Genomic DNA, 23,238 nt, shown 5'->3' on the forward strand with positions numbered 1-23,238 from the left:
ATGAAAACGTTAAAGCCGAGAGTCTTTATTGGCTGCTCGCTGGAAGCGAAGCCGATTGCAGCCGCTGTACACGAAAACTTGCGTTTTTCTGCCGAAGTCACCCCGTGGTATTCGGGGGTATTTAATCCAAGCAGTTATACCATGGACGATCTGGAAGCCGAGGTACGCACAACGGACTTTGCCATTTTTATCTTCCATCCGGATGACATATCCAAAATTCGCGGAAAGTACTACGCATCGGTTCGGGATAATACAATGCTTGAAATGGGCCTATTCATGGGCCGTCTGGGACGAAAGCGTATTTTTTTCATTCTTCCTGAGGATATTACGGACATCAAGGATGCTGCCAAAGTCGAAGGACTGCGGATGCCTACCGATCTGCTGGGCTTAAATCCGCTGGTATATGAGATTCGTTCTGACGGAAAGTGGGCTCCAGCCGTATCCGTAGCCTGTTCCAAAATCGCAGATAGTATTGAAGAACAAGGACGATGGAGTGATCCCGAAGCCGAGCGTATCATTGAGATGCATAAACGGTCTGAAGACCAAGCACGCCTGCAGCTGTTTAAACTGCTTCGTTTCTTCCGTGAATTGCTGCGTACACGCAAAGCAGACCCCCAGATGCTCGAACGCATGAGCGATGCACTGCGAAGTGCCTTTGTCTCCCACCCGCCGTTTACTGTTCGCGGCACTGCAATCTATCGTACAGATGGTAAAGGTTATATTGAGCAGTTATGTGGTAATGTGGGAGAACCGGGCAGAAAATACGAATTGTCCGCGAATGATGACAAACCGCCCGATGATCCGAAGCGTATTCTCGTTGTCGATTCGTATCAAGAAAACAAAATCAAAGTAAATCTGTACGACGATTACCTTGAGAAAGAGTATCTGCTATGCTATCCTGTAGCCAAGAGGTACGTAATTACCGTTCACATTATTGGTCATGTTGAAGCGGATGAGGCGGTATTTCAGAACATTGACTTGCAAAACCGTCAATTGTTTAACGCCATCAACGATCTGTTAGGAGGCGAACCGGAATGAGACCGGAAATGAAAAAAATAAGCAAGCGCTGGGGCAGCGAGAAGAAAGTTCGCCTTAGTTCTGCGCCTGATTCATCACGACCGGTTCCGGAACCCAAGGAAGAGGATCGTTTCCACAAACCGGCTGTACCGCTCATTACGATCGGCCCTTCACTGAAAGGCAAGGAGCGGCCATACAAGGTCATTTTGGAAAAAGAGGCGTACTATGAGAAACCTCAATATCTGGCTTAATCTCTGACACAATTTGTATTGAGTTATGATGACTTAGTGAGATTGTTGTACTTGATTATTACTGAACTCCAGCATGAAATTTTTCAGCACACAAACCTTCAATTCTGCTGCCGCTGTAACGGCAGTTTGTTACCAGGCCCTGCCGCCTATGGCCGGGCTTTTTTTGTATGCTTTTTGAATAAGCCACCCCGTCAGCCACAGTTCCGCTGCAGCACCTGCACTCAAATACCTCATTTCATTCTAAACCTGCAGACTGCGGATGGTTAAGAACAGCTGTAATTCAATATACCAAATTCATATACACAGATTTCCGAAGAACTCCCCTTTTGATCTAAGTCGGATCACCACTGCTATCTTGATTCTGACCTTAGGTTTCCTGCAAAACCCATAAATTATACCTAATTTTGGAGCCGGCTTGTCCGTTTTTGCTAAATGCTTATGAAGTAGGATACGAAAGATGACCGCCATAATAACCTTTAAAGCCGCCTTCCATTATTTATCTGTTGTACAATGTATCTCTTTTGCATATATTGATTATAATATAGGAACACATGTTCTGTAAACATTTAATTCCAATTATAGGTTAAGGAAGTGAACGTATGACATCCTCTACTTCCGCCCCATCGCCTACGGATGAAGATCATCGTCTGATTAAAGGCCTGGTTGTACGCACGCTTTTGCTGGATGTATTGGAACGGGATATTCGTACTCTGGATACACTGCTTCTGAAAATGCCCGAGGTCTACATCCTGTCGCTCACCCGCATCCAGAATGACATACTTAAAGAGATGCTGGGACTGCGCAAACAGATGAGAACCCGCGGAGTTAAAGTTCTGGAGGAAACACGGGGAAAGGATGGCATTGAAACCGTTTATTTGTGCAGGGGATACAAGCAGCGGTTCTATATGCTCTGGACTTTTGCGCGTAATGAGGTCAAAAAAGAGCTGAGCTGCCATCTGCGGATGGATCTGGCGCAAACCTGAGTACGATTGGATTTCGAGGTGTGATTTTTGCACAGCTTGACCATAATCGGCTTTGTTCATTAAGATGGAGACAGACATATCCAACCATTCCAATCCGGGAATCGGATATGCGTTCAACGTCTGTTCAACCAAGGAGCTGTACTCAATGAATATACATTCAAATTCCCATTCACAAAAAAATACACACCAACATCCGCTCGTCGCCGCGAATGTGACCGAACTCATCGGCCAGACCCCTGCGGTTCGGCTCAGCAGGCTCACAGCCATTGACTCCGCTGACGTGTTCGTCAAGCTGGAGTATTTCAACCCAAGCGGCAGCGTCAAGGACCGTGCCGCCTACAACCTGATCGCTCAGGCTGAACGAGACGGATTGCTGCAGCCTGGGGCAACCATTATCGAACCGACCAGCGGCAACACCGGGATTGGCCTCGCGATGAATGCCGCGGCCAAAGGATACAAAGCGATCCTGATCATGCCGGATAACATGTCCAAGGAACGCATCAACATTTTGAAGGCTTATGGCGCAGAGGTTGTACTTACGCCCGCTGCGGAGCGGATGCCTGGAGCGATTCGCAAGGCGAAGGAACTCCACGCTGATCTGCCGGGCAGCTTCATTCCGCAGCAGTTTGAGAATCAGGCGAATCCGGATATTCACCGGATCACGACAGCGCCCGAGATTTTGGAGCAGATGGATGGCAGGCTGGACGCCTTCATCGCTACAGCCGGAACCGGCGGCACGATCACGGGAACGGGCGAAGAGCTGCGCAAGCAGCTTCCCGCCCTCCGCATCTATGCGGTGGAGCCGCAGGGTTCCCCGGTGCTGTCCGGCGGCGAGCCCGGACCGCACAAGCTCGTCGGTACAAGTCCGGGCTTCATCCCGGACATCTTGAATACCGACGTATGGGACGCCATCATCCAGGTGTCCGATGAGGACGCACTGGATACGATGCGGCAGCTTGCTGCCCGGGAAGGGCTGCTGCTGGGCCCTTCCTCTGGCGCTTCGGTGTGGGCCGCCCTTCGCATTGCGAAGGAACTGGGGCCGGGGCACCGGGTGCTCTGCATTGCGCCGGATACCGGGGAACGGTATCTGAGCATGGGTATTTTTTAACAAAGCCAAAGGCAGCGGTCCATAACACGACAATCTCTACACAACAAGCTCTACGTTCATATCGCATAACAAAATCGAGAACCAAATGAATAACCTAACCGAATAGATAATCAAAACAAATAAGCCCCTGCTCACCTCGGATCATGTATCCAAGAGAACAGGAGCTTATTTTTATTTTCGCAACACAAAAGTAATCACGCAGAGCGCAGGTATCAGACATGAGGCATGCAGCGGAAACATGAAATACAAGCATAAGTTACATACATAAATGACAAGCATCAGTCACAAACATGAAATCCCTCGCCCCGTGCTACATCCATACTGCGACTACATGTTCGTTTAACGCTTAGAAACGGTGGTTACCGATTAATGGGCCAAGGTTGTCCATTCCACACCTTCCGGGAGCAGCGCCGCAATGCGGTCTTTGGCTTCCTTCTGGGTATAGAGTGACTCATCCAGAATCGCGGCCGAACCGGAGTCACTGCTTGTCCGAATCAAACGTCCAAGACCCTGCTTCACCCGCAGCAGCATATACGGCAAATCGATCTCTTCATATGGCGAAGCCGACGCATTCCGTTTGGCATTGAATACCGGGTCCTGCGGTGGGTACGGAAGTGACCAGATCATCACGTTGGACAGCGAAGGCCCCGGCACGTCGAGTCCTTCCCACAGATTGACGGAGCAGAGCACACTCTCCTCATCCTGCTGGAACGCCGCGATCAGATCACTGATCTCCCGATCCCCTTCATACATAAAGCGCAATCCCTGCGCCTCCGGCACATGAACGATATCCTGCTTGAACGCGCGCAGTTCCTCCATCGTACGGAACAGAATCAGTGCCCGACCGCCGCTCTCCTGGAGCAAAGCCGCCGCATCACGCAGACGGTTCTCGTTCGCTGCATGGCCTGGAACAGCTTGTTCGGCAATTTTCATCTGCATTTTATCTGCGTAATCATACGGAGAAGCGACGGAGAACGATACAAAATCGTCAATCCCCAGACTATCCGCCACGTAGCGGAATGAGTTGTCCACAGACAGCGTAGCCGATGAAAAGACAATCGGAATGCCGGTATTGAACACACGCTCATTCAGGATTTCTTTTACCGTACGCGGCATGATCGACAATGTCGTCTCGTCCTCGCTCTCTTCCGCCCAGCAGATGTAACCATCCTCCTTGCGGAACAGGGCCAAGGCCGTCTGAATCATGTCTAAATGTTCTTCTACAACACGCATCTGATACCCGTCCAGCGAGAACAATCCGCTTTCGAATACCAACTCTTCGCCGATGGCATCCAGTACATTCGTCAAACGTTCAATCTCACGCAGCAGCGGTGCTTCCACCCGGACTTCTTTCCGTTCCGATCCGGGAATGGCCACCGTATACGTATCCAGAAGACGGAACAAACGCTCACTGCTTTCAATCGCCTCATCTACTCGCTCCGCAAGGGATTCACGAATCTCGCCTTCGAGCAGACGTGTAACCAGTTCTTCGAAGATGCGGTGTTTCAACTTGTAACTCAGGGCGTTCAATGCCGCTTCTTCCAGCAGATGGCCTTCATCAAATACAACCGAACTGTGATCTGGTAATAAAGGCAGTTGTCCTTCACGTTTGCGCGCTTCATAGGTCCACACATGCTCCATGTAGTAATCATGGGAACAGATGATGATGTCTTTGGAACGACGGTAATGATCACGCGACAGCGTCAGGCCGCAACGTTGTCTTTTCGGACACACAAAACAATCCTGGAACGGGTCCCAGTTAATCTTGTTCCACTGACGGTCATTCAGATGCGGATACTGTTTGCGGTCACCATACGGATGAAACGCCTGAAGTGTTCCCGGCGTGTTCACGAATTCGGGCAGGCTTTCGTATACCTCTTCAATCACTGGCGCATCCTCATCGGCGAATCGGACGGCACTCAGCTTGTTCAGACAGACGTATTGATCTGGCGACTTGCCCAGACGTGCATCCACTTGCAAATCCAGATGTTCAGCGAGCTTCGCAATATCTCCGCCCGGCTTCACCAGCTGTTCAATCAAAGACTCGTCGGCACAGGCGATTACCGCCGGTTTGCCCGTATAACGTGCATAACAAACCGCGTAGAGCAGATAAACGAGTGTTTTACCTGTTCCTACGCCGGCCTCGGCCATAATCGTTTTTTTATCTCCATAGGCCCGTTCGAGCTGGTACGCCATAAAAATCTGTTCGTCCCGTACCTCGAAGCCGGACTCTGGCAAAATATCATAAAACACATCGGCAACCCACTCTCCCAGACGGGATACAAAAGGTTCAGCCGGATCATATGCAAAAGGGTAACGTTGTGTAGACAATCCTGGGTCAGCCTCCATTCTTAGATGCGGTCCTCTTTCATTCATTTTCCGTTCAAAAAAGGCCGCAGGGCAAAAGTTAATTATCGCATGTGATGGATCAGGAGACAAGCTTTTTTTACTTGGTTAACGGAGAAGCTTGGATAGGGCTATGTATAGATGTTGAGCACAGGGAAAATATATACAGGAATCCAACTTCAGGAAAGGTGGTATACCGCTCTATGGATAAACATTCTTCACCATCCGGGCATTCCTCAGACCCATCCAACGAAACGCTGACAGATCGGCAGGGCCATCCGATTACCGACAATCAGAACGTACGAACCGTGGGCAGCCGTGGACCAACTACGCTGGAGAACTATCACTTTTTCGAAAAAATTACACACTTCGACCGCGAACGTATCCCGGAACGGGTCGTGCATGCCCGCGGGGCTGGCGCTCATGGCGTATTTGAAGCGTATGGAACGGCTGGGAATGAACCCGTATCGAAGTACACCAGAGCACGTCTTTTTCAGGAAAAAGGCAAACAAACGCCCGTGTTCGTGCGCTTCTCGACCGTCATTCATGGCGGGCATTCCCCGGAGACGCTGCGGGACCCGCGCGGATTTGCCGTTAAATTTTATACCGAAGACGGCAACTGGGATCTGGTCGGCAACAATCTGAAAATCTTCTTCATCCGTGACCCGCTGAAATTCCCGGATATGGTGCATGCGTTCAAACCCGACCCGCTGACCAATGCACAGGATATGGAGCGTTTTTTCGATTTTGTCTCCCTCAGTCCCGAAGCGACACATATGGTGACCTTTCTCTTCTCTCCATGGGGCATTCCGGCGAATTATCGGCAGATGCAGGGGTCGGGCGTAAATACATACAAATGGGTGAACCAGGACGGCAAAGGGGTGCTCATCAAATACCACTGGGAACCGTTGAAACAAGGCATTCGCAACCTGCTGCAAAAGGACGCCAGTGAAATTCAGGGTCAGAACTTCAACCACGCCACGCTCGATCTCTATCATGCCATTGAACAGGGTGACTATCCGGAATGGGAGCTATGCGTTCAGGTGATGGAGGACGGTGAGCATCCGGAGCTGGACTTTGACCCGCTGGACCCGACCAAGCTGTGGCCGCAGGATCAGTTTCCGTTTCTGCCTGTAGGCAAAATGACGCTGAATCGCAATCCCGAGGATTATTTTAATGAAGTGGAACAAGCTGCATTCGGGACGGGTGTGCTGGTGGACGGGCTTGATTTCTCGGATGACAAGCTGCTGCAGGGACGTACCTTCTCCTATTCGGATACCCAGCGTCACCGGGTGGGTGCAAACTATCTGCAATTGCCCGTGAATGCGCCGAAGAACCGGGTAGCTACTAATCAAAGCGGCGGGCAAATGCAGTACAAAGTGGACCGGGCACCAGGTCAAAATCCACATGTGAATTACGAGCCTTCTTCGCTCGGGGGATTAACGGAAGCTCAGCCGCGCGGCAAGGAGCATGAACCGCTGGTGGAAGGCCATCTGGTGCGGGAGAAAATTGAGCGTACGAATGATTTTGGACAAGCCGGGGATACGTACCGGGCGTTCGAGGATTGGGAGCGGAATGAGTTAATCATCAACATGGTCGGCGCATTGGCCCAATGCAAACCGGATATCCGGGAGCGCATGATTTCTTATTTTACCCAAGCGGATGCGGATTACGGGCGACGTGTGGCAGAAGGACTGGCTGCTGTATCCACAGACGATAGTGAAACAGTGCAGCCGAAACATGATCCGAGCGTTGAAGAGACCGAAAAGCGCAGTCGGGAAACGGATGGGTATTAATTGGCGCTAGATGAGCTGGACGAGTATTGTCCATAATTAGATGAGTATTATTGCATAAAAAGTCAGATGAATTATCGCCCCGTGAGTCTGGGTGCCAGTGTTGGCAGCCGCTTATGGGGCTTTTTGTTTGGAGAAAGCTGTTGATATTGGAGAAAAATGAAGTTCAAAGCGGTAGATTCGGGATAAGTCTCGTGTGATCAGCTCGGGAAAAACAGGCATATTTACGTTCATTTCAGACGATGGTTCGTTAAAAAAAGGCGATCAGCCAATGATCGGATTACATTTTACCTGTGGATGGGATGGGATTCGGAGCAGTTATGCCTGTCCTGCCAGTCTTGAACGCGACCTGATCAAATGATTATTGATGAGAGCGTTTACAACATTTACCATGAAGCTGTGTCCGGGTGGATACCTTTTAGGCAGTGAGCCAGGTAGGACGAAGCAAGTGACGTATCATATTGTGATTTCATTGAAGGTACTCTCTGTTCTGTTCTGCTTTGTTCTGCTTGTTCTGTTCTGCTCTGTTCAGTCCATACCCGGTTACCCGCCAGCTCGATATTTTATCCCAATTAACCAAGGAGGCTTGCATCATGAAATTATTCCCTTCCACATCTACTCATGCATCTGCACGATCCCAGCGTTCCCTGAAATCCAAAATGACTAACATCTGTCTCAGTGCTGCGTTCCCTCTATTACTGCTAAGCGGTGGTTCGGTGGGTGCCGCAGAACTTTTGGAAGGTGGATTGCCTAATACCTCAGAATCAGAGTCAGTGGTGAACAGTTCCAATCTTACGCTGGCTGCGGGCGATTTGTATGTGTCTCCTAACGGTTCTGCCAGCAATCCGGGAACGATCAATAGTCCAACGTCACTCGCTAACGCTCTGACCCAGATCGCCCCTGGCAAAACGATCTATCTACGCGGCGGAACCTACAGCTTCTCGCAAACGATTACCATTGAACGCGGCAACAGCGGCACCTCTTCACAACGTAAAAATCTGGTTGCCTACGGATCGGAAAAACCTGTTTTCGATTTCTCGGCTCAAACCTTTGCTTCCACGAATCGGGGATTGCAAATGTTCGGAGATTACTGGTTCGTAAAAGGACTCGAAGTCAAAGGTGCTGGCGATAACGGCATCTTCATCGGTGGCAGCTACAACCGTCTGGAGCAGATCGAAGCCCATCATAACCGGGATACAGGTATTCAGATCGGGCGTTATGCTTCAACGGCTGCCAAGAGTGAATGGCCTTCGTATAACGAAGTCATTCGTTCTTACTCCCACAACAACTACGACCCGGATGACGGCGAGGATGCGGACGGTTTTGCCGCCAAGCTGACGGTCGGTCCGGGGAACGTCTTTGACGGCTGTATTGCCGCTTATAACGTAGACGATGGCTGGGATCTCTATAGCAAAACAGACACAGGCGCTATCGGTGCAGTGACGATCCGCAACAGTATCGCATACGGTAACGGCGCCACCGCAGACGGAACATCCACTTCGAACAGTGATGGTAACGGCTTTAAGCTGGGCGGCGAGAAAATTGCCGTAAATCATATTGTCGAGAACAACATTGCGTTTAATAACAAAAAACATGGCTTTACCTATAACAGCAATCCGGGTTCGATACAGATGACTAACAACACCTCATGGAACAATGGGCAAAGCAACTTTGCTTTTGACAAAGGTACCCACATCTTCACCAACAACCTGTCCTTCCAAGGCGGCGCCAGCGACAAAACCAGCGGGACCGATGTCAGCAGCACCAACGTCTGGTGGAAAAACAAAAAAAGCGTCAACGACAAAGGCCTGCTCGCCAGCGCAGCCGACTTTGTCTCCCTCGTACCTTCGGTAACCCGCGCCGCAGATGGAACGCCGGTACTGGGTAATTTCCTAAAGCTTGCAGGTGGCAGTGATCTGATTGGGTCAGGTACGCCAGCGGGGAAAAATATTGGAGCGCGGTAGGATGTAGCGTAGTTTGGAGTTAGAGTTAAACATGTGTGTTGAGTGCACATGTGAAATAAAAGAAACGGATAAACGTAAAATCCCTTCTCCATGCCAGCTGGATGCTGGTGTTGGTGAAGGGGATTTTTGAGTTGCTGGGCATACCCTGCTAACTTATGGATGGATAGATTGAATAGATAATTACGGTTTGCATAAAACCTCAATGATGAGTTTACCGCCTGTACGAAAACCTTGCTCAAACGCTGCTTCCACATACATGGACGTGGACTGTTCGATCAGGTCTACCAGTTGTTCCAAATCATCGTATTCGCTCTTGGTAAGCTTTGTTTTGTAGCCTTGCATGAGGTCCGATATTTGACTATTAATCTCTCGATACTCAGCTTGATCAGGATGAATCGACTCGTCCAATCTTAGGTTTCCGTGAAACAAATCTTCGATCAAGTTTGACATATTATCCCTCATGATAAGGTCACCTCAGAAAGATTGTAACTCAAGGGATGAGGTAGGATGAGGATTTAGCGGGAAATGCGCTAGTATTTTTTCGTTTTTGGTGAAATTGAGTCGAAATTAAAGTTAAACCATGCCTCAAACACCAAATGTCCGCTCATCTTGCTGTGGTAAACGTGTTTATGAAGCTACGAACGTGGCAATTCTGATTATTCCAACGGCTTTATTTATAAAGCTGGCTGATTATTCAGACCAGTAGAGATTAACTTCCGAAACCGGGTAATTGAATTATTAAATAAGATCGGTCAACATAGCTTCCTGTTCCAGTTTGACACGATTTTCTATCATATGGTCAATGCAGGGTAAACAATCGACAAGCTCGCTATGCCGCTTCAAGCCACATAGCTTTTCAATATATTTCGGCTGTAGTGATGCTGTTAACAAAGAATATCTTATCAATTCCGATTTTTCCATGCGGTACGGAATAACATCGTTCTTAATTTCCCGTCTTAGTCTTGCCAGCATAGAAAATCCACCAAAGTCGATATCCCCCCAATGATACCAATGGCTATTCGTAGGTATGGATGCAGCAACAGCCATTAAAAATTTCCGCTTAGCAGGGCTAAATTGCCCTCCGTGGAACACAACTAATTCATGGTCCTTTTTTTGCTTATAGATATACTCAATATAGTTTGCCCTATTTTCTATTGAGATCACACGTTCTATTGTTGGAGATAATCTTAACTGACCTCGTTGGAAATCTTTCGAGTTCACAACGCCCCCAAAAATCAAATGTGAAAAGTCAATGGTTCCGCTATCAAATGACATGGTTACTTGCCCACAAAACTCCAATTGTTCTGGATACTTCGTAATACCTACTTGTCTAAGAATTTCCTCATCAGTATTATCATCTTGATAATCTAGATATTTGTACAATATGCCAAGCAGCCGTGCTCTTATCGCCTTCTCGAATCTCTTTGAATCCCCGAAACATTGAAGCGAAAATACACGTTCAAGCATTTCTAACTCACCCATTTGATCAATAAAACATATTGCACGAAGGAGATCACTACGCTCGCTTCTATCTACTGGTAATCTATTTCCAATAGAGCGTTTTCTAGAAATGATGTCATATGCATCGCTCAGAAACTGTTTTGCCCATCCGCTACGAACTTTATCTATTGAATTCAACAGTTCTAAACAAACCTCATCCACCACATCGCCCTTTGGTTGCCGCCCAATCAAGGAGTACGCAGATGAGATATTCTCAAAATTCAGCCATACCTCTGCTATGATATGACTTTCTTCACCCTTCATCCATCGATATGATAAGAGCTGCGCCTCATACAAGGCCTGTACTGCAAAATTTATCATACTGCGCTTTTCATATTGCTCTATATCATACTGTGGGAACTCTGTTTGTCCTCCATCATATAATTTCAGCATAATTCGACGTGTCGGACGTTTTTCCGCGTAAAAAAAACTACTACGCTCATATTTATCAAGTAAAGCTGAAACTAATTGGCGCTTAAATCCTTCACTCATATTCAAGCTCCTCCAACTTCCTAGGGTCGAAACTACGCACGCATGCCTGCTTTCCTACACGTAAAACGCATAAATTCCTATCTACAAGAGTGGCAATATCCCCAATTTTATCAGGTGGTGCTGAAAGTACCACTTGAAAGTTAAACTCACGTAACAATTCAACACTACGCACAATTCGCTCGCCATCCATCTTGGAAAATGCTTCATCAAACAGAATGATACGAGATGTATTAGCTGTCTTGTCCCGGCCAATGCGATACAATTGCGCAAACGATGCTAACACTGCAATATAAAATGGCGTCTGAGTTTCTCCACCAGATTTTTTCCCAAGTGTTTTAGAGAGTCTTTGTGATTCTCCCTCGCGGTTAATGACCTCTAAATCGAAAGAAAGGTAAGTACGATAATCCGTAAAAGCTTGTACTCGTTTTTCATAATCATCGCGTTCCTGCGCTTTCGATCCGGTTCCTTCATTCGTAATAATTGCAAACAGTTCTGCAATCTCATCCTTGTATTTTGCATTAAACTGATCAGACAAAAGATTATACCCGCCTTCCAGCAGCATTGGATCTACAATCATATCATAATATCGTTTATATTCCTGTTTTGGAATAATCAGAAAACGATATGTATCCTCCCCAAAGGAACTTCCGCTTAATGCACTGTTTAGTCCATCAATCTGCCGCCTTGCATCCTTAATGTTATATTGTAGACGGCTTAAAAAATCCTCCTGAAACTGCTCAAAAGCTTTATTTCGGGCATCGGCGATACGAGTCAAATATTCCGGAAGTTTAATATCGCTGAGCTCAATCCACGCATTATCGTAAGCGTCATTACTCACGACGTCAATATCATACCCCATTTTATACTTATCATTATATTGGCGGCGCAAAGTTCGCAACCCGTCCCACAAAGCGTTTTTAGCGTTTACGGAGCGACTAAGTTCTCTCGGAAATGCCCGTTCAATATCAACTGCATTACCTCTACTTAAGAGCTCTCGTTGATATCTTGTATTTCCTGTGCTCTGGAGCCATTCTGCTTCGTATTTTCTAGAAAGTTCTAACTGCATTGTTTCCAACTCTTTAGAAAGTCTTGGAATTGTTTCCTCTATGCATACACGCAAGCGTTCTTCGATGGTGCTGGATTCGTGCTTATATACGTCAATCTGTTTATAAAGAGCCCCCAGTTGTTGATCCAATGACTCGATGCGTTCCTGCATTGCTTCAACAGCACTTTTATCAATAGACTCCATACTTTTATTCAGCAAAATGACTTCTTGTTCTATCTCTGGAATCTGTCCAACATTTACTGCTGCCGTAACAGTTTGTTTGGCGTCCGATTCGCTTAAAATCATTAGAGCATTTCCCGATTGAAAGGCAATCTTTACAGATGCACAAACAGCTATTTTATCAGTTAACTCTTTAATCTCTCTTTTCACATCTTCCAAGCGTTGCTGAATCGCACCTTGGCCAATGGCAGGTTTAGCCCATCTGTCTGGATTCATCGCTCTTACAACAAAATTCTGGTATAACATTCCATCGTCTGTAATCGCTGTTCGATGCCGGCGTAAATCACTGACGCGGTCACATTTTTTCACACGACCAAGTGTAAAATCTAAAAATAAGCGCACATTGCGATCATCCGTTTCAAGTTCTTCAGCAAGGCTTCCAGGTTCTGCTATGGGATTTATTCTCTGCAGCTTTTCAATATCCACAATACCAGTGTTATAGATGTTTCGTTGTCTCTTAATTTCATCATAAACACGAAGTGCAGTGTCAAAGTGCTCCGGGGGAACAATCAGATAGAATTTTTGTGTATTAAGATATCCTTCAATAACATTACGCCAGCGTTTATTCCTAAGTTCAGCTGCTTCCGCCACTACTACTACCTTAACTGATGAACCAGTTTGGGTATGCAAACGCCCTATAACAGCTTCCTTGAGATCAAGTACATCCTGTGGAAAGCGGTAGATACCCTTTTCAAGGGACTGCTGCTCCGTCTGTAATCCTTTACGATTATCTGCAACCTTCTGTATTTCTTCGGAGAATCGTGAAACGAGGCCGTTGCACTGCATACGTATAGCATCCGCTCTGGCTGCATAGTGAATGAGCCCTTTCTCCCCAACTGTTAAAATGGCTGCTGCATCACTATTTCCGAGTATTTCAAGCTTGGCATAAAACTGTTGTCCTTCGTCAACAAGGTCATGAACACGAGTCGTCAATATCGGATCGAGGGAGCTAGTATCTGTCCCTTGAATTTTCTTAATGAACCCATTAATGTTCATCCTCCATGAAGCAATGCTTTTTGAAAGTAATGCAGAAGTCCTACCGAAATCCCCATGAAGCGTAGATATTAGTTGCTCTTTCTCTGAGATTTGAGATTGAAGATTCGCTAAAACTTGCGCTTCCTTATTACTGAGCAGGTTGGCTTGCATGATATTACGGTCACCCTGCAGTTTGCTCTGTCGCTCAGTTTCCTTAGCTAACGTATCCTTCAATACAGTTAGCTGGGCAGAATAAGCGGTTACTTTTTCTTTCTCGCCTGCACTAGTAGTCAATTTGATATCTACTTGCGCGCGGTCAATCAGATAGGAATATAGAATTTCATTTTGTCTGTGGGTTTCAAAGGTTTGATGATCCGTAACAATGTGTTCAAGCAACGTGATTCGATCCTTAAGCACCTCAGCCTCTTGCTCCAGGCTTTTATAGCTTCTAATATTTTCCTGCATACGGCTGACATCAACTGTTTGTTGCGTATCGCAGACGAATTCTGAGATAAATTTTTGTATGTCAACATCGGGATTAAACGAAACAGCTTTCCTCAACAACTGGCCGAAGCGATCACGCAAGCCTCCAAGTTTCCCATATAAATCCTGCCTAAAATCCCGATTTACATCGGTAGTATAACTACGTCCTATCGAATAGTGTTCCTTGATATGTGCCCTCAAAGTTGTAATATCCATCGGCTTCCTATTAATGACAAACTCATTTGACGGCATAACTCCGTCAAATCGAAAAAATAGTTTTTGCATATCGTTTTCCGAATAAGTATCAAAGCAACACCCTGCGGTAAAATATTTTTTCTTTTCCTCATCAAAGAACTCTAAAGCGATATAGCTTGTAAAACGTCCATTACGTAGATATTTAAAACCAGAATCCTCATCGTCACCTAATTCACCGCGTAAATATCCACTTAAGTTTCGATTACCACGGCCACTGGCAGCCTTGTTGAAGAAACTACCACTAGTATCGGCAAGAAGTAACAACTGCAAAGCATCCATAACCGTCGACTTCCCGGAGGCATTTTTTCCGGTCAGAAAATTCACTTTATCTAACTCAATAACTTCATGGACAAAGTAGTGCCAATGAATCAGTAAGAGTTTTGTCATCCGTTTCATTTCTATTCCTCCTGTTCTCCAGTTGTACTAGTGTCGTCATCTACTCGAAGCTCATCTAATTCTGTTATCATATCGTTGATGCCTTGATTGGAAATAATAGATAAGATGGATGGAAGAATGAGAATTTGATTGCCTTCATTGTTCCATGCAGAAGATTCCATTTTCTGAATAATATTATGATGTGCAAGCGTTCTTTGAGCCTCAATACGTTCTTTTTGTGTTGTTTTCCCCTTATCAAGAAGACCAAGTATACGCATTTTTTCAACAACTGCTTGAGTATCTGTTTTAACCGTATGGAAGCTATTTACTTGTTCTCGCTCTTCTTCGTATATAAGACGGCATGTATATAAAAACAATGTAGTGAATCGATCAATCCTCAGGCGATTATGGTCAAATATATTTATTAAGGACATGATTCCATAATTATCATCTTTTTCAAGCCTCCAGCCAGTGACCGCAAAATAATCTTGCAAAATTTCAAATAGACGTGAAGCGATCTGATAGTCGTAGTTTGGCAAGGTCATCTGCTGTGAAGACTGATATTCATATCGCACCATATATGTATGAGATAATAGGTAATTCGCCAAACGTTTGAACTCGCCTTTCTCATAAGTAGTAAGTCCTATGTACTTCTCATTCCACATGGTGGTCCACCTCTCTTTTGCAGAACGTCATATTAGGAATTATGTAACCATTTCTATCAAGTCTACCATTGTTCATTTGCACCTTGTAATTCATGCCTCGTTCATTAGCACGAACCATAGCCAGTATCAGAAGTACAAAGTCCTCATCGTTATTAATCGATATTGTCTCACTATTAATAGACGATTCATTTTCTTTGAAAAGACTGTTTACATATTTTCGAATTCTTTCCACGGGGTATCCATTTTTAATTTGTTGCAGCATTCCAGTCATAGCCGCATTAGAAAACGTATTATCCTCTGTGATTTCCAGCGGTTCAGAATTGACACGCCTACTACGTACATTTTTATGATAGAGAGATTTTCCATCAATAAATTCTTGTCGATTGACTCTTATATTCTTTTCAAGCATTTCAACGATTACCGTGCGCTTGGTATCTGAGGATTTTGAGTATTCTTTCAACAGCTCAACCAGTTTTCCCTTGATACTTTGGTCTGCAGTCATCAGGTATTGGATTTTTTCAATAGAGCTTTTTGTGTATGCGTTGTGCTTTCTATCAATTTCATTCACAATTCCTCCAATTGACTGGTATACATCCAAAACATAATCAATTGAAGATATGATCTCCTGCCCCGCCTCATCATCATTCTCATATTTTCGGATCGTCATGGCTCTTGATCGCATTCCATCCATGAGTTCTTCATCCGCAAGAATATCTGACAGTATCTCCTGAATTGGTGCCATGTAACGATGAATAGAATCCATTGTTTTAATCGGATGATAAATACTGTCGGACATCCTTTTGTATTCTTCAAAATGGTTTTTCAGCAGCACATTCACTTCGCTCTGCTCCTGTATTCTCCGCAAATAACTGCGAATTCCATGATAAAGCCTTTTTAGCTCGTAAGTAAGTTGCTCGGTGTTTGTCTTTGCGGACAAGACTGCCTCATACATTTGCCCTTGATGTTCATTTTTAGCTTGCTTGAGACCAGAATAAGTCGCGAATACGAGGGAGTTATAATCGTGCAGGGTCTGATCACTTAGTTCACTCAAAAGCTTCATTACTTTAATGGCGTAATCACGTGGAGTAATAATTTCAATAAATGATCCATCCAGAAACTCCTTATCTACCCATCCCGTTTTAACCAGGCGGTTCAATATCAAACGCGCCTTAACATTAGATGTCAAGTTGACTTCGGTTACTTCGTCATCTTCTTCGAGCATAAAGGATTTATCCTCAATTTGGGCTATCAAAGACGAGATATAATCGTCTACCCGTATATTAAGTTCATACTTGAACATCTGATGTAGCAGCATGAGCGCATCAACATATATTTCTTTGTTCCCCGATGACAGCACAGAGAAAAAATTTTCAGGAATTGTGTCAAAAATGTTCACGTGTCCACCTGCCAATCCATTTGGTATTATAATTCATTTGTTTGCAGTAGGTCTTTTAATACAGTCATATTATACTATAAAATGGAAGAATATGACGACTTATGTTGACTTATACTTATAACAAAAAAACTCCTGTCAAAAAATCAACAGAAGCTTCTTTGAATTTCATTTTCACGCTCCCCCATTAGGTTAGAGGCACTTGTGAATCAACAACTAGCTAAAATAGAAAATAAGTTTATTATCATATTAAATTTGTGAAAATCTTTTTTCGACCTAGGGAATCAGTTCACTGAATTACGTGCGTGCTGCACAAGTATGGTGACTTTTTCTTGGCTAATTTATTGGGTACTTTTTAGTTATCATGGGGCATCACTTTAGGTGGTACTCTCAAAATGAAAATATAATTGACTTCTGCCTAAGAACTGACTGAGAATTTACCAGCTTGGTGGCCATACTGCACCGAATCACGGCTTTTGTTTTGTAGATAATATACTGGAAAAAACATTAAACTCCGAGGTGAAGATTGTGAGATTTCCATCAGAATTATATTTGACCTGACCTCCATTTCCGAGAGAAACATTCTCTTCAAATACAATATTGATAAGAGAAAACAGAGCGCCCAGATATTTTTTCGCTTTCGTATATTTCGTATCCATCTATTTTTATTAGCTCATTGATACTCTCTTTGACACTTTGCCAATCACTTTTCTCTGAACGTACTAATGGATGAAACATTTCACATAGAAACTTAAGCAATACTTCATCGTTACCAGCTACTAATCCCAAGCTCTCATCGTGAAAAATCCAATCATACTGATAGTCTTCATTCGCCACAGTGTGTCGTTGTATTTCCTCTTTGAATGTTTTTAAACGAGAATCTCTACTTGGCATATTCTCCAAGTCATATAACCGATTGAGAAATGTAACACAATTTCTTTTACCATAATAGTGAAAAACACGTTCTGGCTCCTGATATGCACCTGATTGTGAAAATACGTAAGTATTGCAATCATCATAATAACGTTCAGTTAAGTAATCAAAAACCGCTTCTCTTGTTATCTCTGTAATTCTGTTAGGCATTGTAATAGCAGAAGGTAAACTGGATACGATTTCCTTCGGATATAACATGGCTAATATCTCTTCACATGATTGATAACGATCAACAGGATCACTAGTCAAACATTTAAAGATGATATCACTTTGAAGTTCTGTGGCGTTACCAGACTGTAATAAAACTCTCCGGGCATCTCCTCCAACAGGAGATCGTCCCACTAATAGATAATACCAAATTGCACCTACAGAATATAAATCGCTTCTTATATCACGTAATCTAGGATCATTTATCAACGCAGGATCGGTATATGCTCCACCGGCTACACGTTCTCCAGTTTTCGTTAGTTTTGTATGATTTTCATTCTCCAAGAAGGCACTGATACCAAAATCTATAATTTTGAACTTTCCATCCTTTGTGACCATAATATTGCTGGGCTTTAAGTCTCGGTGAATTACGCCCATTTTGTGAGCATAATTCAACCCCTTTAATATTGCAGTAATAGGTTTTATAGATCGTGTAAAAGAAACTGAACCATTCTGCGATATGAAATCAAGTAATGTATCCCCTTCCACTAGCTCCATTCGAATAAATGGTTTTCCATCTATGCGACCTATGTCGTACACTCGAACAATATAATCACTGTTTAATTGAAATAACATCTTTGCTTCTCTAAAAAAACGTCTTTCACCTTCTATATGGTCATCGTTAGAAACAAATACGGGTTCGAATATTTTAACAGCAAAATCAACTTCTAACAATTTGTGGTGGTATTTATATACTACTCCAAATCCTCCATTACCAAGCTGTTCACCTAATTCATAAGCATCAATATTAATTTCAAATTTGTCACTAGGATATTTTTCTAAGTATTTAAAGATTGGTTCTAATTCTTGATCAATAAAGTTTCTACGTTCCGCGTAGCCTTTAAATTTAGTTTGCATAGCTCTTCTAAAATCTGAGCTAGAGCGATTCAATCGAATAAAAGCTGGTAACATCATATTTAATTCATTATCAGTTGATAGAATTCTTAAATCTTCTTTATAGTCCGGATCGGGATACTCTCCATCTGTAGCTTTGGCAAGCAAACCTATTTTTAATCGCTCCGCAGCATCTAAAAGTGAATTATTCATTTATTAAACTCCATTCCTATAGAACGACTGTTATATCCATTTCGTTCCGTGAAATTCTGCTTTATCATTGATTTAATGTCCTTAGTGTCTTTGCACATTCAAGATTCATGTTCTTTTTACATAATTAGATCTACCATTCAACTTGTTGTCTCTCAATCTCACATATCTCGATATGGATTTTTTTGATCCAGTCTAATGCTCCTTCCGCTTCTTCTTTCATAATAACACCTCGCTGGCTTTTATATTTGAAATTCTCTTTTGCCCATAACAATAAGATCTTTACATATTCTACCTTCTCAATTTCACATGTTCTGTTTTCTTCATCATCTTCAGCAAAGATATCTTCAAAATTTGTAAAAAACTTGTCTGATCTTATTAAATTGACGTTCCCTCCACCTTCGTATAGCTTTATTTTTCCTTTCAGTAATTCAATTAGTTTTCCAACCTCTTCCTGGATCGTGGCGGAATCTCCAAAAATATCTGATCCCAAAGAATTAGTTATCAGATAACCATTCTTTAATGATGAATCAATGCCTAAGTCCAGGATAACTTCGTTGAAATCTGCTTTATATTCAATGGCATACCTGTATTTAAACATGTTCGTATCTCCTATAAGTATGAATTCATTATTTCGTCCTGGATATTCCCAATCCCATCATCTTCTTATTTCAAAGAGTCTCCGTCTATACCATGGCTTTAAAAGGAGCATGACCTGTTTCAGTATTCCTTAATAAACTCGATTTTCTAAAGCGCAAACTGGTTTCCAGCTTGAAGATCGCGTTATCTCCGTCCATTTCTACAAAAGATACATTAATCCATATCGGAGCTTTCGGGAAAAGCCCTCCTAAAACCCCAACAACATCTTTTAACCATAGTTTCTTACCGCCAACATTCTCTGTGGATAACACAAGGCGTCTCATCATTTCATCGCTAACATCTAACATTTTCCCCTCTTCCTCAACGGGCTCGATGACAAACTTAACGATATCGCTCGAAATGTTTGTAGTCTTTCTTATCGTATCAACTGCTTTAGATAAATTAGTCGAAAAAATTTCTTTATTCATTTGAGTAATCAACATATCTCCTCCTATTCGAACTTCGAACCTTGATAAAGTCTTTTATAGGATCACCATTTGGGATGATACCTGGACATGGATTACTTATTCTCAAAATCTTTAACTTGCTCAATCTTTTGTGAAAAATCGCAAGCCTTTCGAAAATCTTCTTTCATGTAAAGTTCGATTAAAACATTTGCCTCTTCTTCCCAATCGGGACCATATTGTAAAAGGTAATCTGTAAACCCTGCATAGTAGGAACGGTTGGATGGATTTAACCAAATCAATCTTTGATACATCTTCATTACACAAGGAATCGGCAGAAAGAAATGAGTAAGTTCGTAATTGATTGCTTTCAATAAATGATCCGAGTTGTCCGTATGATCTATTTCAGATATCAATTGATGGTATAAAGAGTCTACCGTCTCTCTCGTTGTTTTTAACTCTGTCTGATCTAATGTCGACCAATTCTGGTCAATCCACTGATGCAGTGTTTCCACTGTTTTTTGTAAAGTCAAAGCCTTCATCCTTTTTCTCATTAGTCTCTAGGATTCTGATAGCACCAGTCTGGATCATATGGTACGGACTTCATTTTTTGAATGTCCCCCCAGTTGTATAGCCAATCATTGTCTGTTATCCAGAAATAATCATCAGGATTCAGTTTGAGATATTCATAAATAAAATGAAGTATTAACTCCTGATTACCATAGATATCTTCAATATGACCGACCTGACATAGCGATTCATTAGTGTCTAAACCTAAATCTTCGTGATAATAAAATTCAGTACTCGGGCTGCTTATGCTGTGAATATGGAAAATAAATGAGGATTCAATGTCTCCAGTAAATGACTTACGTTTAATGTTAAGCGTTGTATACAAAAACTCTCCTTCATTTGTATATGTTTTGTTGTTATAGAAATAAAGAGCAGAATCTGAATGAAAAGCGGCAACAATAGTATCAGCCAGGAGCTGGTCTGGAGAATATTTATCTTTTTGCGTTAAAATAACAGCTGAAGTGCCCATGAGATTGTAATCCCCTCCTGATTATGTTCCACGGACGACCTGATCTTTTGTAGTTGTTTGCAAGCTTGAGCAAAATTAAATTACGATATCCTGGTATCCTACCTCAATCACTTCTTCATCCAATAAACGAAGTCCCACTCCATTTTCCTTGTCCCATGAGCAATTAAATAGTACTCCAATATCTCGGCCGTCCCTTATATCTCCATAGGGAACAACAATTCCATCTAACTCAATCATCTCTAGAATTTGGTCGGTTGTTTCAACTAAGGGATAGTTCTCATTAAAAGCAATATCATAACCCAGTTCATATCGCCTTTGTTGATAATACTCTAGGAGTGATTGTAAGAAAATTTGTTGCAAATCATTCCAATTTTTCATTAATGCCTGATATGCCAGGTACTGTCCTTCATCAAATATACCATCTTCATCTCCTTCAATTATGAGTGATATTTTGTTTTCATTTTCAAAAAATTGAATAGTCATGTCCTTAGTCCACACATAATCATGTTCAAGCTCTCCGAAAACTGAATCATTCATTTTCATTATAAAATCTTCCTCAACTATTTTTTTGCAAGTCCTCTAGGTTCACACGCCAGACAATTTTATTCTCAGAGAAGTTAGCAAATTGTTCTCACTGTAATATTGTATTGCAGCATCCCCTTCTTTGTTATCTGCAAACCTGGCAGGCAGAAAACGAAGATAACCCAAACAGGTCAATCATTGTAGTACCCAACTAAGATCAACCTGTCTGATGTAGTGAAAAAATATTAGGGTTCACACTTTTCTAAAAACCATTTCCTAGCTTCTTCTTTTTCTAACAACACTGGTTTTTCCGGTGTGCCAATATTTATACTCTGAAAAAAAGCTTCTTCTATCCCTTTAATACTCTTTAGTTTTACTTCATTTAACAACGCATCTTTAAATGTTGATACACTTATATCTACATTTTCTAGTCTTTCATTTCTAAAATCTGTTAAATGGAAAGATATATTAATCAGATTACAATCGACTAAACATGCGTTATTAAATGCTGCTTCCCAACAATCAGCTTTACTAAATCTACTATTTTTAATGATGCAGTTGGAAAAATCCGTATACCTGAGATCTGATTTATAAAAGTCACATTTATCTAAAGATGCATTGATAAACGTTGATGAGGCTAATAATGATGAATGAAAATCAACATTTTCCAGTTTGAGATCATCAAAAGTGCAATCTATTAAATAGGATTGTTCAAGTAATACTTCGGATAAGTCAAAAACTCTTAAATCAACTTCATCTAACTTTAACTGCTCACCTTCATCACCAATTGTCTCAACCCACTTTTTATGCAAATTAAACATATTAAAAACATTTATTTCTTCCATTTTCTCACTCCATACGGATACCACAGTATTCCAACTTCTATTGCCGCTTCATCCATTGATTTTCTTCAGTTGTTCAATATGCTCAGGCCCACTTGGATTTGAAAACTTTTGACGTCTCAATCTATGCCTGTAAGGGTTGAAATTTCACTCATTTATTACTGTCTTCGTTGCTAATATTCCACATAGTTCGTCGTTAGAAATAAAATAGATAATTTCTCCATCTGATATACCCAATTCAATATGGGTTACTTCTTTTAGCCAAATTACAAAACCACCTTCAAAAACCTGAACGAATGGACTTTCATATATGGAGTCTGTTACTTCAAAATGCGGAGTTCCCATAATATTTCGTCCCACATTGTGAAGTAAAGGACTCTGAACTGTCTTGGGATAAATAAATTCAATTTCCCCAAGAGCCCCTTCAGTATCCAACCAAATACATCCACCACATTCAATTTGAATTGGAATACAATCACCTGACATATGTTCTGTCAATATATTATATGTTTGTACAGATGGGGTATAAGTAGATTCCGTATAAAATCCTGCATCTGACTGCTTTACATTTTTTATATTCAACACAGTAAGTACTCCTTCCTAATCTTTGAAACTACCAGGTTGAACTCCTACATTTTAAAAAAAACTGAGACACCATCGGTTAGCTTCACAACAAAGAAACCCTAAAGGATGGTCTTTAGGGCTGTCTTTAACCTATGATTG

20 protein-coding genes are annotated in these 23,238 nt (G+C 42.7%); 6 read left to right on the forward strand and 14 right to left on the reverse strand.

Annotated features, from left to right (window positions below):
- From MKY97_RS18840 to cysK, 4 genes are all read left to right on the forward strand, one after another.
- Positions 1 to 1,038, forward strand: a complete 1,038-nt coding sequence (locus MKY97_RS18840; protein ID WP_342551836.1) for a nucleotide-binding protein — start codon at positions 1 to 3, stop codon at positions 1,036 to 1,038.
- A complete protein-coding gene (locus tag MKY97_RS18845) occupies positions 1,035 to 1,268 on the forward strand; it encodes a hypothetical protein (RefSeq protein WP_342551837.1) in 234 nt (77 codons plus the stop codon). The genes MKY97_RS18840 and MKY97_RS18845 overlap by 4 nt, the downstream gene beginning before the upstream one ends.
- A gap of 599 nt (positions 1,269 to 1,867) precedes the next feature.
- Entirely contained in the window at positions 1,868 to 2,251 is a 384-nt protein-coding gene (locus tag MKY97_RS18850; protein ID WP_342551838.1) for a hypothetical protein, read from the forward strand.
- 145 nt (positions 2,252 to 2,396) lie between these two features.
- Entirely contained in the window at positions 2,397 to 3,359 is a 963-nt protein-coding gene (gene cysK / locus MKY97_RS18855; RefSeq protein WP_342551839.1) for a cysteine synthase A, read from the forward strand.
- A 366-nt stretch (positions 3,360 to 3,725) separates the two neighbouring features.
- Here the strand turns inward: cysK and MKY97_RS18860 are convergent, their stop codons facing one another.
- Positions 3,726 to 5,690 (reverse strand): ATP-dependent DNA helicase, encoded by a 1,965-nt coding sequence (locus tag MKY97_RS18860; RefSeq protein WP_342551840.1) that lies wholly within the window; start codon positions 5,688 to 5,690, stop codon positions 3,726 to 3,728.
- 218 nt (positions 5,691 to 5,908) lie between these two features.
- Here MKY97_RS18860 and MKY97_RS18865 point away from each other — a divergent pair, with 218 nt between their 5' ends.
- Positions 5,909 to 7,501 carry a catalase gene (locus MKY97_RS18865; protein ID WP_342551841.1) on the forward strand — a complete coding sequence of 531 codons (1,593 nt, stop codon included), beginning with the start codon at positions 5,909 to 5,911 and terminating at the stop codon, positions 7,499 to 7,501.
- Positions 7,502 to 8,091: 590 nt separating this feature from the next.
- The gene (locus MKY97_RS18870) at positions 8,092 to 9,462 is read left to right on the forward strand and encodes a right-handed parallel beta-helix repeat-containing protein (protein WP_342551842.1); all 1,371 of its coding nucleotides are present in this window, start codon (positions 8,092 to 8,094) and stop codon (positions 9,460 to 9,462) included.
- A gap of 180 nt (positions 9,463 to 9,642) precedes the next feature.
- Here MKY97_RS18870 and MKY97_RS18875 read toward each other — a convergent pair whose 3' ends face one another.
- From MKY97_RS18875 to MKY97_RS18935, 13 genes are all read right to left on the reverse strand, one after another.
- Entirely contained in the window at positions 9,643 to 9,924 is a 282-nt protein-coding gene (locus tag MKY97_RS18875; RefSeq protein ID WP_342551843.1) for a DUF6809 family protein, read from the reverse strand.
- 276 nt (positions 9,925 to 10,200) lie between these two features.
- On the reverse strand, positions 10,201 to 11,454 hold the full coding sequence (locus MKY97_RS18880) for a Wadjet anti-phage system protein JetD domain-containing protein (protein WP_342551844.1): 1,254 nt from the start codon (positions 11,452 to 11,454) through the stop codon (positions 10,201 to 10,203).
- Positions 11,447 to 14,848, reverse strand: a complete 3,402-nt coding sequence (locus MKY97_RS18885; RefSeq protein ID WP_342551845.1) for an SbcC/MukB-like Walker B domain-containing protein — start codon at positions 14,846 to 14,848, stop codon at positions 11,447 to 11,449. Before MKY97_RS18885 ends, MKY97_RS18880 begins: the two co-directional genes overlap by 8 nt.
- Before the next feature lie 2 nt (positions 14,849 to 14,850).
- Complete coding sequence (locus MKY97_RS18890) at positions 14,851 to 15,492, reverse strand: DUF4194 domain-containing protein (RefSeq protein ID WP_342551846.1); 642 nt, start codon at positions 15,490 to 15,492, stop codon at positions 14,851 to 14,853.
- Complete coding sequence (locus tag MKY97_RS18895; RefSeq protein ID WP_342551847.1) at positions 15,482 to 16,888, reverse strand: Wadjet anti-phage system protein JetA family protein; 1,407 nt, start codon at positions 16,886 to 16,888, stop codon at positions 15,482 to 15,484. The genes MKY97_RS18890 and MKY97_RS18895 overlap by 11 nt, the downstream gene beginning before the upstream one ends.
- 585 nt (positions 16,889 to 17,473) lie before the next feature.
- Complete coding sequence (locus tag MKY97_RS18900) at positions 17,474 to 19,072, reverse strand: protein kinase (RefSeq protein WP_342551848.1); 1,599 nt, start codon at positions 19,070 to 19,072, stop codon at positions 17,474 to 17,476.
- Positions 19,073 to 19,202: 130 nt separating this feature from the next.
- A complete protein-coding gene (locus MKY97_RS18905) occupies positions 19,203 to 19,670 on the reverse strand; it encodes a hypothetical protein (RefSeq protein WP_342551849.1) in 468 nt (155 codons plus the stop codon).
- Positions 19,671 to 19,755: 85 nt separating this feature from the next.
- The gene (locus MKY97_RS18910) at positions 19,756 to 20,151 is read right to left on the reverse strand and encodes a hypothetical protein (protein ID WP_342551850.1); all 396 of its coding nucleotides are present in this window, start codon (positions 20,149 to 20,151) and stop codon (positions 19,756 to 19,758) included.
- A 77-nt stretch (positions 20,152 to 20,228) separates the two neighbouring features.
- Positions 20,229 to 20,645 (reverse strand): hypothetical protein, encoded by a 417-nt coding sequence (locus MKY97_RS18915; RefSeq protein WP_342551851.1) that lies wholly within the window; start codon positions 20,643 to 20,645, stop codon positions 20,229 to 20,231.
- A gap of 20 nt (positions 20,646 to 20,665) precedes the next feature.
- Positions 20,666 to 21,151: a hypothetical protein gene (locus MKY97_RS18920; protein ID WP_342551852.1), complete on the reverse strand. Its 486-nt coding sequence runs from the start codon at positions 21,149 to 21,151 to the stop codon at positions 20,666 to 20,668.
- 75 nt (positions 21,152 to 21,226) lie between these two features.
- Positions 21,227 to 21,694, reverse strand: coding sequence for a DUF2004 domain-containing protein (locus MKY97_RS18925; RefSeq protein ID WP_342551853.1), 468 nt, complete (start codon positions 21,692 to 21,694; stop codon positions 21,227 to 21,229).
- Between the two features lie 224 nt (positions 21,695 to 21,918).
- On the reverse strand, positions 21,919 to 22,518 hold the full coding sequence (locus MKY97_RS18930) for a pentapeptide repeat-containing protein (RefSeq protein WP_342551854.1): 600 nt from the start codon (positions 22,516 to 22,518) through the stop codon (positions 21,919 to 21,921).
- A gap of 144 nt (positions 22,519 to 22,662) precedes the next feature.
- On the reverse strand, positions 22,663 to 23,100 hold the full coding sequence (locus tag MKY97_RS18935) for a hypothetical protein (RefSeq protein WP_342551855.1): 438 nt from the start codon (positions 23,098 to 23,100) through the stop codon (positions 22,663 to 22,665).
- Between the last annotated feature and the right edge of the window lie 138 nt (positions 23,101 to 23,238).

It is taken from the genome of Paenibacillus sp. FSL R7-0652 (assembly GCF_038595045.1).
Taxonomy (GTDB): Bacteria; Bacillota; Bacilli; order Paenibacillales; family Paenibacillaceae; genus Paenibacillus.

Excerpts from the sequence above, each read along its gene's own strand:
- MKY97_RS18885 (WP_342551845.1), bottom strand. The coding sequence starts at position 14,848 with ATGAAACGGATGACAAAACTCTTACTGATTCATTGGCACTACTTTGTC.
- MKY97_RS18920 (WP_342551852.1), bottom strand. The coding sequence starts at position 21,151 with ATGGGCACTTCAGCTGTTATTTTAACGCAAAAAGATAAATATTCTCCA.
- cysK (WP_342551839.1), top strand. The coding sequence starts at position 2,397 with ATGAATATACATTCAAATTCCCATTCACAAAAAAATACACACCAACAT.
- MKY97_RS18925 (WP_342551853.1), bottom strand. The coding sequence starts at position 21,694 with ATGAAAATGAATGATTCAGTTTTCGGAGAGCTTGAACATGATTATGTG.
- MKY97_RS18845 (WP_342551837.1), top strand. The coding sequence starts at position 1,035 with ATGAGACCGGAAATGAAAAAAATAAGCAAGCGCTGGGGCAGCGAGAAG.
- MKY97_RS18880 (WP_342551844.1), bottom strand. The coding sequence starts at position 11,454 with ATGAGTGAAGGATTTAAGCGCCAATTAGTTTCAGCTTTACTTGATAAA.
- MKY97_RS18890 (WP_342551846.1), bottom strand. The coding sequence starts at position 15,492 with ATGTGGAATGAGAAGTACATAGGACTTACTACTTATGAGAAAGGCGAG.
- MKY97_RS18850 (WP_342551838.1), top strand. The coding sequence starts at position 1,868 with ATGACATCCTCTACTTCCGCCCCATCGCCTACGGATGAAGATCATCGT.
- MKY97_RS18900 (WP_342551848.1), bottom strand. The coding sequence starts at position 19,072 with ATGAATAATTCACTTTTAGATGCTGCGGAGCGATTAAAAATAGGTTTG.
- MKY97_RS18905 (WP_342551849.1), bottom strand. The coding sequence starts at position 19,670 with ATGTTTAAATACAGGTATGCCATTGAATATAAAGCAGATTTCAACGAA.
- MKY97_RS18930 (WP_342551854.1), bottom strand. The coding sequence starts at position 22,518 with ATGGAAGAAATAAATGTTTTTAATATGTTTAATTTGCATAAAAAGTGG.
- MKY97_RS18875 (WP_342551843.1), bottom strand. The coding sequence starts at position 9,924 with ATGAGGGATAATATGTCAAACTTGATCGAAGATTTGTTTCACGGAAAC.
- MKY97_RS18840 (WP_342551836.1), top strand. The coding sequence starts at position 1 with ATGAAAACGTTAAAGCCGAGAGTCTTTATTGGCTGCTCGCTGGAAGCG.
- MKY97_RS18865 (WP_342551841.1), top strand. The coding sequence starts at position 5,909 with ATGGATAAACATTCTTCACCATCCGGGCATTCCTCAGACCCATCCAAC.
- MKY97_RS18910 (WP_342551850.1), bottom strand. The coding sequence starts at position 20,151 with ATGTTGATTACTCAAATGAATAAAGAAATTTTTTCGACTAATTTATCT.
- MKY97_RS18870 (WP_342551842.1), top strand. The coding sequence starts at position 8,092 with ATGAAATTATTCCCTTCCACATCTACTCATGCATCTGCACGATCCCAG.